Here is a 14,352-nt window from a genome sequence, read left to right as displayed (position 1 = left end):
CGAGCCTGCTCGCGAAGGCGTCCGAGAGAACACCACTGCCTATGAAGACTGGATAATGCTCAACCGCTCGCCAACGACCATTTCGGTAATCCAGTCGACCAGAATAGACGTGTAAGCCTGCTGCGAAACCGGCTCACTCAACGCATGATCCGCACCATCAATGATCCGATGGGTCAGCGAATGTGTCTGCTGGCACGCCGCGCGATAGCTCATGATCGTCGCGTGCGGCACGTAGTCATCGGTTTCCGATTCCACCAGCAAAACGTCTCCGGTGAATTGCGAGCAGGCATGCAGCGCCCGATTGCTGTCGGCGCGCACCAGCGAGCCGCGATAATCACGCAGGTCAGCCTTGTCCAGGTCGCGCTTGGGCGTGTGCCATTGCTCATCGCGATACAGCGCTGGCACCCGCAGCGCCAGCCAGCGCACAGGGCGTAAAGATGTGAGGATTGCGGCCAGATAACCGCCATAACTGGTGCCGACCACGGCGATCGCCGACGTGTCGAGCGCCGGGTGTGAAAGCAAGCGGTCATAGGCCGCCAGCAAATCGCGCAGATTGTCTTCGCGGCTGACTCGAGTCAGCGCAATCCCGGTGCCGCCCGTGTGGCCACGCAAGTCAAAAGTCAGACACACACAGCCGAGGCCGGCGATGCCTTTGGCCCGTTCCAGATCGCGCTCCTGGCTACCGCCCCAACCGTGGACAAACAACACCCCCGGCACTTTCGATTTGGGACTGAGAAATGTCCCGCTCATCTGTTCATCATCAATGTCGATTTGAATGCTTTCGCTTCTAGCCGTCATAAGATTTGACCGTTACGTATTTGAGGAGAAATTCGCTGTTCTCGGCCGGGCCGCGATACACCTCGATGGCGTCCGCCGGCAACGGCTGATCGATATAGGTTTCCACCGAAGACACACGGATCGCGCGCATCGTCGGGTCGTTGACGAAACTTTGCAGCGCCGCCACTTCCGCGCTGCTGGCGCCGCCCATGCGCCAGGATTGTTCGAGCACGCCGCTGCGGCTTTTGCCGTTGCTGTCCAGCCCCTGGGCGATGTCGTAATTTCGCCGTGAGGCGTAGAACCGAGGGTAGGCTTCATCGGCAGCGCTGTCGAAAACCTGCGCCTGCTCGATGGCCAGACGCACGTCATCCGGCAGATCCAGCGCCAGCAAATCCTCGTAGCCGCCCTGTACGACCAAAAGATTCGAGCCACCGTAGACGTCTTCGCCATCAGCATCCTTGGTCAAGTATTGATCACCGCAGTAGCTCAGCACCTTGTCGCCGATGAATGACTGGCCGACGCTATGGGTGATGACGTCGCTCAAATCCTGCTCCAGCACCGCGCCTTCGCTGAACAGCGCTTCGGCTTCAGGCCGGGCAAGGATTTCGTCGAAGGCGTCGAGGCTCTTGATCACTTCCTGACCGCGACCGGCGCAGGCGTGAATCGGCTTCAAACGAATCGGCCCGCTGTACAACAAATGCTCGGCGGCGGGCCGCGCATCGTCGAGGGCAAATACGCTGAGGCCATCGAGCACCACGTTGCGCACGCGCTCGGAAAACAGCGGCGACCAACCTTGTGGCGCGTGGGCCTGGTGGCTGCGCAGGCCGTGGCTGATGGCTTTGGTACAGATGAAATCATGCTCGACGTAGCCGCCCCACAAATCAGCCGGGCCTTTGATGCCCAATTCGTGAGCATGAGCAGCACCGACAATGGTTTGCGTCGGTAACAGATAGAGGTCACGGTCGCGATGTTTCTCGGGGTCATAACTGCCGCCGAATTTGCACCCGAGAATCTGCGCCAACCATCGGGCCAGGGCCTTGTTTGTCTGTACTTCATGCTGTGGCGCGGCGGCACGCACCGAAAGGGCTACGACCTGTTTTTTGCTCGTTATCGGGGTCATGCGTTTCCCCTTTCAGCGGCGCGGTGAATGTAGTGCAGAGGGGTGCAGAGATCAGGCCAACGGGTTGCCTGTGTAAAACGCCTACGAATCAACTGCTTGCCGAAAGAGTGATGGCACCGCGCCCGTTTCAATCTGCACGACGAGCCGCAAATCTCCGGCAAATTGCACGATTCCCGGCATCATGCAGATCCTTTTGTGGGAGGGGGCTTGCTCCCGAAAGCGGTGTATCAGCCGACATCAATGCTGACTGCCACGCCCTATTCGGGAGCAAGCCCCCTCCCACTCAGGTAATGGGTGGTTTCACTGGAGGGGTCACACCAAACCGCCCTCGATAATCACTCGGCGCCAGCCCGGTGATCTTCTTGAAGATCGCCCGAAACGCCCCCGGATCCTGATAGCCCACCGTCCAGGCAATGTGATCAATCGTGCCGTTGGTGAACTCGAGCATCTCCCGCGCCTTGCCCACCCGCAGATGCTGACAATATTCGGTCGGCTTCAACCCGGTTGCCGCACGGAAACGGCGCAGGAAGGTACGCTCCTCAAGCCCCGCACGCTCGGCCATAACGCTCAGCGAAACATCCGTCGCACCGGTGCTTTGCAACCAATGCTGAACCTTGAGAATGGCGGCGTCGCCATGACTGAGCAGGGGTGCAAAATTGCTGCCGCACTCGCTGGCGCTGTCGCTGTGTTCGATGACCAGAAAGCGCGCGGTACCGGTGGCGATGCTCGGCCCGAGCAAACGATCGACCAGTCGCAAACCCAGCTCCGACCAGGCCATCAGTCCTGCCGTGGTGATCAGATCGCCGTCATCGACAATCGGCGTATCCGCCTTGAGTTTGATGTTCGGATAACGCTCGGCGAAGGCGTTGGCCGACGTCCAGTGCGTGGTGGCGCTGCGGCCGTCGAGCAGACCACTTTCGGCCAGCATCAATGACCCCACGCAAACGCCGCCGAGAGTCGCGCCGCTGGCGTGCTGATCACGCAGCCAGCGCAGCAGCCCGGTGGGCACTTGCGCTGCGCAGAAGCCACCAATGGACGGCGGAATCAGTACCGCATGCAACCCGCTTTCGAAGCCAGGTTGAGTGTCGAAAACCCGTTGCGGCGCCCGATCACCTTCGACCTGCCAATGGCTGACCCGCAGTAACGGCAACTGCGCAGCCTGATGCTCGGCAGCGATCCGGTTGGCCACTGCGAACAGGTCGGTAAGGCCATGCACTGCCGCCATCTGCGCGCCGGGATAAATCAGCACAGCCAGTTCGGCGATGGCGGCCTTTTCTGCCCCCATTGTCAGTTTTCCCCTGTCTATTGTCGGTGCGGCCAATCCTCGAATCGTCCGGCAGGGCCAATACTGAAGCCACTTCCAGCCAATCCATCGAGGACACACCCATGGCCAAGCAAGCGCTCATCGTAGTCGATATCCAGAACGACTACTTCCCCCAAGGCAAGTGGCCGCTGGCCGGTGCCGACGCCGCCGCCGACAATGCCGCGCGACTGATCGCGGCCTTCCGTGAAGCGGGGGATTCGGTGGTGCACATCCGCCACGAATTCACCTCGCCGGACGCACCGTTCTTTACACCCGGTTCCGATGGCGCGAAGCTGCATCCGAAAGTGCTCAATCGCAGCGATGAGCCGGTGGTACTCAAGCATTTCGTCAACTCGTTCCGCGAAACCGAACTGCAATCGATCCTCGACGAACAAGGCATCAAGGAACTGGTGGTGGTCGGCAGCATGAGCCACATGTGTGTTGATGGCATCACCCGCGCGGCGGCGGATCTGGGCTATGCCGTCACGGTAATTCACGACGCCTGCGCCAGCCGTGACCTGGAGTTCAACGGCCTGACGGTGCCGGCGGCGCATGTCCACGCGGCGTTTATGTCGGCACTCGGTTTTGCCTACGCCAGCGTGGTTTCGACCGACGAGTTCCTCCAGCGCTAAGCCACGGGAAACACTTTGCAAAAACCTGCGCCCGCCTCGTTGCGGGCGTTTTTGCGTGCGCCGAAAAAATCTCACGCGTGAGCCATTGATGGCACTTTGAATTGGTTGTAGTGTGGCTCACGCGTGAGATGTTCATAACGGAGTCACAGCCATGAAAAGCCCCTCCCCCGCAGCAAAGTCAGAGAATCCAAAGGGAGAGCGCTCGAAACCGTCCGCGAAGAAACCGTCGAGCTTTTATATGAAGCAGATGCGCGCGGGCCTGGCGGCTGCCGGTTATGTGAAACACGAAACTTGGGTGCTTCCGGAAAACCGAAGCTTGCTCAAGCAAATGGAGCAACAGCTACGCCAACCGATTCTGGCTGGCTCATTCATGTCGGAGAATTACATGAGCGCAGGCAACAACTGGAACATCGATAGCCTCTTCAACGCCCTCAAGGCACTGGACGAGGTGGCTTCGCAAGAGATCACGCTGTCTCTGATCCAGAGCTCCGAACCCAGCATCAAGCTGGAAATGAACGAATTCGGCGGTCTGCCGATTCACATCGCCCTGGCCGGTCAGCAGATCATCATCGACACCGTGCTGGTGGACATCGATTCGATCACCGACGTGCGCGCCTTCAACGACGCCGTGCTGCGCAGCCGGGAAATGTTCCCGCTGTCGTCGATCGGTATCGAGTCGATGCCGAACGGGCAGACCGTTTACAACATGTTTGGCGCCCTCAGCGCCGACTCGAGCCTGACCAACGTCGTCACCGAGGTGAAAACCCTGGTCGACAACGTGCAGCGCGCGAGCGAAGCCTTCGAACACTTCTTCAAGTAATCAACAGGGAATATCCAATGACTCAGTCCATCTGGAGCAAGTTGTTCACCGCACTGCGCGGCGGCGCCAATGAAGTCGGCGAAGCAATCGTCGATCAACAGGCCCTGCGCATTCTCGACCAGGAAATCCGCGACGCCGACACCGCGCTGTCGAACGCCCGTCGTGAGTTGGTGACCATCATGGCCAAGCACAAGCTGGCCGCCGACCGCGTCAGCGAGTACGACGCCAAGATCAAGGATCTGGAAGCCAAGGCTGTTTCGGCCCTGAACGCCGGCCGTGAAGACCTGGCGATGGAAGTGGCCGAAGCGATTTCGACCCTGACCAACGACCTGACCGCCGAGAAGAAGCTGAGCGACGAATTCGGCACCTACGCCGAAAACATGCGCAAGGACATCAACAAGGCCGAAGCCCGGATCAAGAGCCTGCGCCAGCAAGTGGACATGGCCAAGGCCCGTGACAGCGTACAAAAAGCCCAGGTCAGCGCGTCCATCGCCAGCGGCGGCGCCAACGGCAAACTGGAAACCGCCGTCGGTACCCTGAACCGTCTGCAAGCCAAACAGCAGCAACGTGCTGCCGAGCTGAGTGCGGCGGACGAGCTGGCCGATGCTTCGACCGGCAACGACCTGGATCGCAAGCTGCGCGACGCCGGCATCACGCCGAACGAGGGCAGCGCCAATGCCATCCTCGAGCGCCTGAAGCAAAAATCCGCTCAGTAAGCACCGACGCAAAAACCTGTGGGAGCGAGCCTGCTCGCGAAAGCGGAATATCAGACGACATTAATGTTGGCTGACACGCCCTCTTCGCGAGCAGGCTCGCTCCCACGTGGTTTACAGCTTGAAATCATACTTCTCGTTCACGCTCAGCCCGGTACACTAGCGACGCTTTTTTGCTGACGAACACCTCCACCCGCTTCAAGGAACGTACCCATGGGATGGTTTAAAGACTTGCTGGGCACCAGCAACTGGCAGGCTGCTGCGCCAACGCCAACCGCAGCCGGCGGCCCACTCGGGATGGCCCAGGGCAAGGGCGTCAGGTTCGACACCACCCTGGCGCTGCTGCTCGACGGCTCGACCTCAGTGCGTGTGCCTTTCGACCAGGCGATCTGGAGCGCCGGCTGGGTCGACCTCGGCCAGTCCAACAAACTGCACCGCTATTACATGAACGACGAGGATTTCTGGGTGCAAATCCACGTCACCGGTGACGACCAGGTCGAGTCGGTCACACTGTTCAACTACCTCAGCTACGTGACGGTCAACAGTGACGCCGAGCTGCAGCGCCTGGCCGGCCCCAACAGTCTGATCGGTCTGCCGACCTACACCCACGAAGGCATTGAATACACCCGTGAGTGGGGCACCGAACAAGGCCAGACCGAACTGGTTCCGATGACCGAACAGGTGGTCAATCCGGATGAGAGTTACACCATTAATCATCACTCGATGCTTTACGCCCGCGAAACCGGCCTGACCGATCGCCGCGAGCTGCTGCTGTTCTCCGTCGAGCAAGACGAAGAAGGCACCGTCAGCCTGAGCTCTTCGCTGGGTATTTCGCTGTACACGACTGACCTGAGCCCCATTTAAATAAGGAAGTTTTCCATGCTGGAAGTGCTGGCCGTTTCCCTGAACAAGACCGCGCTGACGGGTTTCGTCGTTTACCTGATCGGCGCCGTTTTGCTGTTCATGCTGTTCCAATTTGTCTACACCCGCATCACCCCGCACAGGGAGTTCGAGCTGATCCGCAACGGCAACACCGCCGCTGCTGTTGCACTGGCCGGTGCGATCATCGGCTTCGCGATTCCGGCCAGCAATGTGATTGCCTACTCGGTCAACGTCCTCGACTTCGTGCTCTGGGCGGTGATTGCTGCGGTTGTGCAGCTGTTGGCGTTCCTCGCCACGACCCTGGTACTCAAAGGCACTTCCCAGCGCATCGTCAACGGAGAAATCGCCTCCGGCATCTACGTGGCTGCGGTGGCAATCAGCGTCGGTATGCTCAACGCAGCGTGCATGACACCGTCCAACTGATCGGCAGGAAGCCTGAGATGAAACGAAGCAAATACGTTCAGTTGTCTCTCGCGGCGTCGGTGGCCATGGCCATTTCCGGCGAAGCGGCGGCGGTGGATCAGCCACGCAATTTCCAGAGCGTCGAGCAGTGCGTCGATGCCGAGGTGGCGGCCGATGTCTGCTCCAACGCCTACGTGGCGGCATTGACCGAACACCGGCGCATTGCCCCGGCGTACGACGACAAGGCCAAGTGCGACGCGGACTTTGCCGCCGATTGGTGCCAGAAAAATTCCGACGGCCGTTTCGTGCCGAAACTCGGCGGTTTCAAAGTGCCGCAAGCCGGTGAAGCCGCGCAGAATCTCGACGCCATCGCCGATGCGCAGATGCCGGCGGGTGACACCAGCGCTGCGCAGAATGTGCAAAGCACCTCGCACACCTCCAGTGGCGGCGGCAATGGCTGGCTGAGCGGATGGTTGATCGGCAATGCGATGAGCAACAACAGCAACCGCACGGTTTACCGCGACCGCGACACGCGCCAGACCTACGACACCTCGAAGCAGTACCGCAAAATCGAATCGGCGCCGCGCAGCCAGCCCGACTACGAGAGCAGCAAAAGCAAACCGGTCAACGTCGCTTCCTCGACGTCCCGTGGTGGCTTCGGCAGTCAATCCAGCGCCCGCAGCGGTTGGGGTGGCTGGGGCAGCAGTTCCGGTCGCTCGAGCAGCTGACCATGAAAAAGATCCACTGCGCCGAGCGCCCCGACTGGAAACACACGGCCGAGAGCCTCGGCTTCATGTTCCACACCATCGACGACGAGCCGTACTGGGACGAAAGCGCGTACTACCAGTTCACGCTCGCGCAGATCGAAAACGATCTTGAAGACCCGACCACCGAACTGCATGAGATGTGCATGGACCTGGTCGACCGCGTGGTGCACAGCGAAGAACTGCTGGATCGCCTGAGCATTCCGTCCGCGTACTACGACATGATCCGCACGTCCTGGCGGGAAGGTCATCCGCATCTGTACGGGCGCATGGACTTTTCCTACAACGGCAACGGCCCGGCGAAACTGCTGGAACTCAACTACGACACGCCGACCAGCCTCTACGAAGCCGCGGCGTTTCAGTGGGGCTGGTTGGAGCAATGCATTGAGCGCGGCACACTGCCGAGCCATGCCGACCAGTTCAACAGCATCGACACCAAGCTGCATCAGGCCTTCGCCGAATTACAGCTCAAGCGGCCGTTCTACTTCGCCTCGATGAAAGACTCGGTCGAAGACAAGGGCACCACGGATTACCTGCGCTTGATCGCCGAGAAGGTCGGCATCGAATCACGCCACATCGATATCGAAGACATCGGCTTGACGGCTGAAGGGCGTTTCGTCGACCTGGAAGATCGCTGGATCCCGCACCTGTTCAAGCTGCACGCCTGGGAGTTCATCTTCCACGAGCCGTTCGGGGCGGCGATCGCCGAGTGCGATACGCAGTTTTTCGAACCTGCATGGAAGGCGATCCTGTCGAACAAAGGCGCGTTGCCGCTGCTGTGGGAATTGCACAAGGGCCATCCGAATCTGCTCGCGGCGCATCTCGATCCGGATCCGGCCAGCGCCGTGCCCAAGGGCTGGGTGCGCAAACCGTTTTTCTCCCGGGAAGGCGCCAACATTGAGCTGCAAACCACTGACGGCTTGATCGTCAAAGAAAACGGGCCCTACACCGATGCGCCGTTCATTCTGCAAGAGTTTGCGCCGCTGCCGAAGTTTGGTGAGAGTTACACGCTGATCGGTTCGTGGGTGATTGGCGATCAAGCGGCGGGGATTGGTGTGCGTGAGGACAACAGTCTGATCACCAAGGATTCGAGCCGGTTTCTGCCGCACCTGATCCTCGACTGAAACACAAATCTTCTGTAGGAGCTGCGGCACGCTGCGATCTTTTGATCTTGTTTTTTAAGATCAAAAGATCGCAGCGTGCCGCAGCTCCTACAGTCGATCGGCGTTATCTCTGATTCTTCAACACAAAAAAGGCCCGTCGCTTCAAGCGACGGGCCTTTTTATTTGCAGCGGTTACAGCAGCAAATCAGAACGGAATATCGTCATCAAAGCTGTCGAAATCCGGAGCCGGTTGCGGTGCGGCCTGCTGTGGAGCCGGAGCCGAACGCTGCTGTGGAGCCGACTGCTGCGGGCGCGGAGCCTGCTGACGTGGCGCTGGAGCGGACTGCTGGTAGTTGTTGCCACCGCCTTGTTGGTCGCCCTGTTGTGGGCGGCCGCCGAGCAGTTGCATGGTGCCTTGCATGTCGACCACGATTTCAGTGGTGTAACGCTTGATACCGTCTTTTTCCCACTCGCGGGTCTGCAGCTTGCCTTCGATGTACACCTGCGAACCCTTGCGCAGGTATTCGCCGGCGATTTCGGCAACCTTGCCGAACATCGACACACGGTGCCACTCGGTCTTCTCGACCTTCTGACCGGTTTGCTTGTCGGTCCACTGTTCGCTGGTTGCCAGACTCAGGTTGGTCACGGCGTTACCGTTAGGCAGGTAGCGAACTTCGGGATCCTGGCCGCAAGTGCCGACCAATATGACTTTGTTAACCCCACGGGCCATAACGTTCTCCTAGGCGTCGCAAGCAGCCCCGGCCGGGTTGTTCACCAGGCGTTCGAGGGTGTCGCGATCCACTAATTCTTTGTCCAGTTTGATGTAAACAGCCGCCTCATCAGCGACTATCACTGCATCTGTTACCCCTACGAGGGCCTTGAGGCGCTCGACCAGACCCGCTTCGCGGATCGCCTCGGGCGACAACGGCAAGCGCAGGCTCGTCACGTAGGGAGGTTCGCGCATGGTAACAGCAAAGGCCAGCCAGATGGCAGCCAGACCCGCGCATCCGAGGAACACAACCGACAGACCGCCATGCTGAAACAGCCAGCCGCCGAGTATCCCGCCGAGTGCCGAACCGAGGAATTGGCTGGTGGAGTACACGCCCATGGCCGTGCCTTTGCCACCTGCCGGTGAAACCTTGCTGATCAGCGACGGCAATGAAGCCTCCAGCAGATTGAACGCGGTGAAGAACACCACCGTGCCGATCACCAGAGCCCGCAAGCTGTCACCGAACTGCCAGAAGAATAGCTCAGTGAGCATCAACGTCATGACGGCGCCGAGCAAAATTCGTTTCATTTTGCGTTTCTTCTCGCCGTAGATGATGAACGGGATCATGGCGAAGAAAGAGATCAGCAGCGCAGTCAGGTACACCCACCAATGTTGCTCCTTGGGCAATCCGGCCTTTTCCACCAGTGCCAGGGGCAGCGCGACGAAGCTCGACATGAGCATCGCATGCAACACAAAGATGCCCAGATCGAGGCGCAGCAGATCGGGATGCTTGAGCGTCGGCATCAACGCCTGACGCGCCACGCCCGATTCACGATGCTGCAGCGGCCCGGTGGATTTCGGCACCATGAACATGATGATCAGGATGCCGACCAGCGCCATCGCGCCTGTGGCGAGGAACAACCCGGACAAGCCGAAAGCACTGGTCAACAACGGCCCGACCACCATGGCCACGGCAAACGACAGGCCGATAGTCATGCCGATCATGGCCATCGCTTTGGTGCGGTGCTGTTCGCGGGTCAGGTCTGAGAGCAAGGCCATGACCGCAGCGGAAATCGCGCCGGCGCCCTGCAGGATCCGGCCGGCGATCACGCCCCAGATCGAATCGGCTTGAGAGGCCAACACACTGCCGAGGGCGAAGACGATCAGCCCCAGGTAAATCACCGGACGACGGCCGATGCGGTCGGAAATGACCCCGAACGGAATCTGGAAAATCGCCTGGGTCAGGCCATAAGCACCGATTGCCAGGCCGATCAGGGCCGGGGTCGCGCCAGCCAGATCCATGCCATAGGTCGCCAGTACCGGCAACACCATGAACATGCCAAGCATACGGAAGGCGAACACCAGGGCCAGACCGCTCGCCGCGCGGGTCTCGCTGCCACTCATGCGTTCGCTGTGGGGATCGTGCATGGAAAAACCTCATGTGAACCGGCGGCGATTCTACCAGTCACATCGAGAGACGGGGTATATCGCGACGCTATGACGCGTATAGATGAAACACTCTTCATGCACGGCAAAAAACGCTTCGCTTGATAGTGTGCATCCATCCAGTATTTGCCCGTATACTCCTACGTTTTCGACGCCCGCCGAGCGAGGCCACTTTGGACAAGATCCTGATACGTGGGGCCCGTACCCACAACCTGAAGAACATCGACCTGACCCTGCCCCGGGACAAACTGATCGTCATCACCGGCCTGTCCGGATCCGGCAAGTCGTCCCTGGCCTTCGACACCCTGTACGCCGAAGGTCAGCGCCGCTATGTCGAATCCCTGTCGGCGTACGCCCGGCAGTTCCTGTCGATGATGGAAAAACCCGACGTCGACACCATCGAAGGCTTGTCGCCGGCGATCTCCATCGAACAGAAGTCGACCTCGCATAACCCGCGTTCCACGGTCGGCACCATCACCGAAATCTACGACTATCTGCGTCTGCTGTATGCACGCGTCGGTACGCCGCGCTGCCCGGATCATGACATTCCGTTGGAAGCACAGACCGTCAGCCAGATGGTCGATCTGGTGCTGGCCCAGCCGGAAGGCAGCAAGCTGATGTTGCTGGCACCGGTCATCCGCGAGCGTAAAGGCGAGCACCTGTCGGTCTTCGAAGAACTGCGCGCCCAGGGCTTCGTCCGCGCCCGGGTCAACGGGCGGATCTGCGAGCTCGACGAACTGCCGAAACTGGATAAACAGAAGAAGCATTCGATTGATGTGATCGTCGACCGCTTCAAGGTGCGCGCTGATTTGCAGCAACGCCTGGCCGAGTCGTTCGAGACCGCGCTGAAACTGGCCGACGGCATCGCGCTGGTCGCGCCGATGGACGACGAGCCGGGCGAGGAAATGATCTTCTCCGCACGCTTCGCCTGCCCGATCTGCGGCCATGCGATCAGCGAGCTGGAGCCAAAGCTGTTTTCCTTCAACAACCCGGCCGGCGCCTGCCCGACTTGCGACGGTCTGGGGGTGAAGCAGTTCTTCGACATCAAGCGACTGGTCAATGGCGACCTGACGCTCGCCGAGGGCGCGATTCGCGGGTGGGACAGGCGCAACGTCTATTACTTCCAGATGTTGGGGTCACTGGCCTCGCACTATAAGTTCAGTCTGGAAGTGCCGTTCAACGAACTGACAGCCGAACAGCAAAAGCAGATTCTGCACGGCAGCGGTTCGCAGAATGTCGATTTCAAATATCTGAACGACCGTGGCGATATCGTCAAACGTTCGCACCCCTTTGAAGGGATCGTGCCGAACCTCGAACGCCGCTACCGCGAAACCGAATCGGCGAGCGTGCGTGAAGAGCTGGCCAAGTTCCTCAGCACCCAATCGTGCCCGGATTGCCGTGGCACCCGCCTGCGTCGCGAAGCACGGCACGTGTGGGTCGGCGAGAAGACGCTGCCGGCAGTGACCAACCTGCCTATCGGTGACGCCTGCGTGTACTTCGGCGAACTGAAGATGACCGGCCGTCGCGGCGAGATCGCCGACAAGATCCTCAAGGAAATCCGCGAGCGTCTGCAGTTCCTGGTCAACGTCGGCCTCGACTATCTGTCGCTGGATCGCAGTGCGGACACGCTGTCCGGTGGTGAGGCTCAACGGATTCGCCTGGCCAGCCAGATCGGCGCCGGCCTGGTCGGGGTTCTGTATATCCTTGACGAACCGTCGATTGGCCTGCACCAGCGCGATAACGACCGGCTGCTCGGCACGCTCAAGCATTTGCGTGATATCGGCAACACGGTGATCGTGGTCGAGCACGACGAGGACGCCATTCGCCTGGCCGACTACGTGGTGGATATCGGCCCGGGCGCCGGAGTGCATGGCGGCCAGATCGTCGCCGAAGGTACGCCGGCCGAAGTCATGGCACACCCTGATTCACTGACCGGCAAATACCTGTCGGGCCGGGTCAAGATCGAAGTGCCGGCCAAACGTACGCCACGCAACAAGAAGCTGACCCTGTCGCTCAAGGGTGCGCGCGGCAACAACCTGCGCAACGTCGACCTGGAGATTCCGATCGGCTTGCTGACGTGCGTCACCGGCGTGTCAGGCTCGGGCAAATCGACGCTGATCAACAACACGCTGTTCCCGCTGAGCGCCACGGCACTCAACGGCGCCACCACGCTCGAAGCGGCGGCACACGACAGCATCAAAGGTCTGGAGCATCTCGACAAAGTCGTCGACATCGACCAGAGCCCTATCGGCCGCACACCGCGCTCCAACCCGGCGACCTACACCGGGCTGTTCACACCGATCCGCGAACTGTTCGCCGGCGTGCCCGAGTCGCGCTCCCGTGGTTACGGCCCGGGCCGTTTCTCGTTCAACGTCAAGGGCGGCCGCTGCGAGGCGTGCCAGGGCGATGGTCTGATCAAAGTGGAAATGCACTTCCTGCCAGACATCTACGTGCCGTGCGACGTGTGCAAGAGCAAGCGCTACAACCGCGAAACCCTTGAAATCAAATACAAGGGCAAAAACATCCACGAAACCCTCGAGATGACTATCGAGGAAGCCAGGGAGTTCTTCGACGCCGTCCCGGCGCTGGCGCGCAAGCTGCAGACACTGATGGATGTGGGCCTGTCGTACATCAAACTCGGGCAGTCGGCGACGACCTTGTCCGGTGGCGAAGCCCAGCGGGTCAAGCTGTCTCGCGAGTTGTCCAAGCGTGACACCGGCAAGACCCTGTATATCCTCGATGAGCCGACCACTGGCCTGCACTTCGCTGATATCCAGCAACTGCTCGACGTGTTGCATCGCTTGCGCGACCACGGCAACACCGTGGTGGTGATCGAGCACAACCTCGACGTGATCAAGACTGCCGACTGGCTGGTCGATCTCGGGCCGGAGGGTGGGTCCAAAGGCGGCCAGATCATTGCCACCGGTACGCCGGAACAAGTGGCCGAGATGAAGCAATCTCACACTGGGTATTACCTCAAACCGTTGTTGATCCGCGATCGGGCTTAAACGCCGAGCATGAAAAAGCCCCTGTCACTTCATCAGTGACAGGGGCTTTTTTGTATCTTTTGCAATCAGGTGTGCGATTGCAGATAGTTCTCGAGACCGATCAGTTTGATCAGGCCCAACTGCTTTTCCAGCCAGTAAGTATGATCTTCTTCGGTGTCGTTCAGCTGAATCCGCAGGATCTCACGGCTGACATAGTCTTTGTGCTGTTCGCACAGCTCGATGCCTTTGCACAGCGCGGCGCGAACTTTGTACTCAAGACGCAGATCTGCTTCGAGCATCGAAGGCACAGTGGTGCCGACATCCAGATCATCCGGACGCATGCGCGGCGTGCCTTCTAGCATCAGAATCCGGCGCATCAACGCATCAGCGTGACCGGCTTCTTCTTCCATCTCGTGGTTGATTCGCTCGTAGAGCTTGGTGAACCCCCAGTCCTCATACATCCGCGAATGAACGAAATATTGGTCACGCGCGGCCAGTTCGCCGGTCAGCAACGTGTTGAGGTAATCGATAACGTCTGGGTGGCCTTGCATCGCCCTACATCTCCCTGCTTGAAAGTCTGTAGTTTGAACCAAGCCGACTGTAAGGTCACCCACTTTGCGCAATAAAAGCGAAGATATTCTGAGAAAAGCAGCCTAAATAACGCAAAAACCGCCCTTAATGCGGGCGGTTCTGC

14 protein-coding genes are annotated in these 14,352 nt (G+C 59.8%); 8 read left to right on the top strand and 6 right to left on the bottom strand.

Features of this window, described 5'->3' with window-relative positions:
* Positions 1-39: 39 nt before the first annotated feature.
* The 3 genes from ATI02_RS19385 to ATI02_RS19375 form a co-directional block, all read right to left on the bottom strand.
* Complete coding sequence (locus tag ATI02_RS19385) at positions 40-798, bottom strand: alpha/beta hydrolase family protein (protein WP_095188520.1); 759 nt, start codon at positions 796-798, stop codon at positions 40-42.
* Positions 788-1,897, bottom strand: a complete 1,110-nt coding sequence (locus tag ATI02_RS19380; protein WP_100847078.1) for a DUF3182 family protein — start codon at positions 1,895-1,897, stop codon at positions 788-790. Before ATI02_RS19380 ends, ATI02_RS19385 begins: the two co-directional genes overlap by 11 nt.
* A gap of 283 nt (positions 1,898-2,180) precedes the next feature.
* On the bottom strand, positions 2,181-3,182 hold the full coding sequence (locus ATI02_RS19375; protein ID WP_095188522.1) for a GlxA family transcriptional regulator: 1,002 nt from the start codon (positions 3,180-3,182) through the stop codon (positions 2,181-2,183).
* Between the two features lie 101 nt (positions 3,183-3,283).
* On the opposite strand from ATI02_RS19375, the gene ATI02_RS19370 reads away from it, so the two are divergent.
* The 7 genes from ATI02_RS19370 (at position 3,284) to ATI02_RS19340 (ending at position 8,537) form a co-directional block, all read left to right on the top strand.
* Entirely contained in the window at positions 3,284-3,832 is a 549-nt protein-coding gene (locus tag ATI02_RS19370) for a cysteine hydrolase family protein (RefSeq protein WP_100847077.1), read from the top strand.
* Between the two features lie 238 nt (positions 3,833-4,070).
* Positions 4,071-4,652, top strand: coding sequence for a YjfI family protein (locus tag ATI02_RS19365; protein WP_238156308.1), 582 nt, complete (start codon positions 4,071-4,073; stop codon positions 4,650-4,652).
* Positions 4,653-4,669: 17 nt separating this feature from the next.
* Positions 4,670-5,368 carry a PspA/IM30 family protein gene (locus ATI02_RS19360; protein WP_095188525.1) on the top strand — a complete coding sequence of 233 codons (699 nt, stop codon included), beginning with the start codon at positions 4,670-4,672 and terminating at the stop codon, positions 5,366-5,368.
* Positions 5,369-5,578: 210 nt separating this feature from the next.
* Positions 5,579-6,229, top strand: coding sequence for a DUF2491 family protein (locus tag ATI02_RS19355; protein WP_095188526.1), 651 nt, complete (start codon positions 5,579-5,581; stop codon positions 6,227-6,229).
* 15 nt (positions 6,230-6,244) lie between these two features.
* Complete coding sequence (locus ATI02_RS19350; protein WP_095188527.1) at positions 6,245-6,670, top strand: DUF350 domain-containing protein; 426 nt, start codon at positions 6,245-6,247, stop codon at positions 6,668-6,670.
* A gap of 17 nt (positions 6,671-6,687) precedes the next feature.
* Positions 6,688-7,377, top strand: coding sequence for a DUF1190 domain-containing protein (locus ATI02_RS19345; RefSeq protein ID WP_100847075.1), 690 nt, complete (start codon positions 6,688-6,690; stop codon positions 7,375-7,377).
* A gap of 2 nt (positions 7,378-7,379) precedes the next feature.
* The gene (locus tag ATI02_RS19340; protein WP_100847074.1) at positions 7,380-8,537 is read left to right on the top strand and encodes a glutathionylspermidine synthase family protein; all 1,158 of its coding nucleotides are present in this window, start codon (positions 7,380-7,382) and stop codon (positions 8,535-8,537) included.
* 184 nt (positions 8,538-8,721) lie between these two features.
* Here ATI02_RS19340 and ATI02_RS19335 read toward each other — a convergent pair whose 3' ends face one another.
* Positions 8,722-9,246 (bottom strand): single-stranded DNA-binding protein, encoded by a 525-nt coding sequence (locus ATI02_RS19335; protein ID WP_008081898.1) that lies wholly within the window; start codon positions 9,244-9,246, stop codon positions 8,722-8,724.
* Positions 9,247-9,255: 9 nt separating this feature from the next.
* The gene (locus ATI02_RS19330; protein ID WP_095188530.1) at positions 9,256-10,653 is read right to left on the bottom strand and encodes an MFS transporter; all 1,398 of its coding nucleotides are present in this window, start codon (positions 10,651-10,653) and stop codon (positions 9,256-9,258) included.
* 191 nt (positions 10,654-10,844) lie between these two features.
* Here ATI02_RS19330 and uvrA point away from each other — a divergent pair, with 191 nt between their 5' ends.
* On the top strand, positions 10,845-13,679 hold the full coding sequence (gene uvrA, locus ATI02_RS19325; protein ID WP_095188531.1) for an excinuclease ABC subunit UvrA: 2,835 nt from the start codon (positions 10,845-10,847) through the stop codon (positions 13,677-13,679).
* A 65-nt stretch (positions 13,680-13,744) separates the two neighbouring features.
* On the opposite strand, the gene bfr is transcribed toward uvrA, so the two are convergent.
* A complete protein-coding gene (bfr, locus tag ATI02_RS19320; protein ID WP_100847073.1) occupies positions 13,745-14,209 on the bottom strand; it encodes a bacterioferritin in 465 nt (154 codons plus the stop codon).
* Positions 14,210-14,352 lie beyond the last annotated feature (143 nt).

Source organism: Pseudomonas baetica (genome assembly GCF_002813455.1).
In the GTDB taxonomy this organism is placed as follows: domain Bacteria; phylum Pseudomonadota; class Gammaproteobacteria; order Pseudomonadales; family Pseudomonadaceae; genus Aquipseudomonas; species Aquipseudomonas baetica.
The sequence above is the reverse complement of the archived record's forward strand: the minus strand, read 5'-3'. Positions and strand labels throughout refer to the sequence as shown.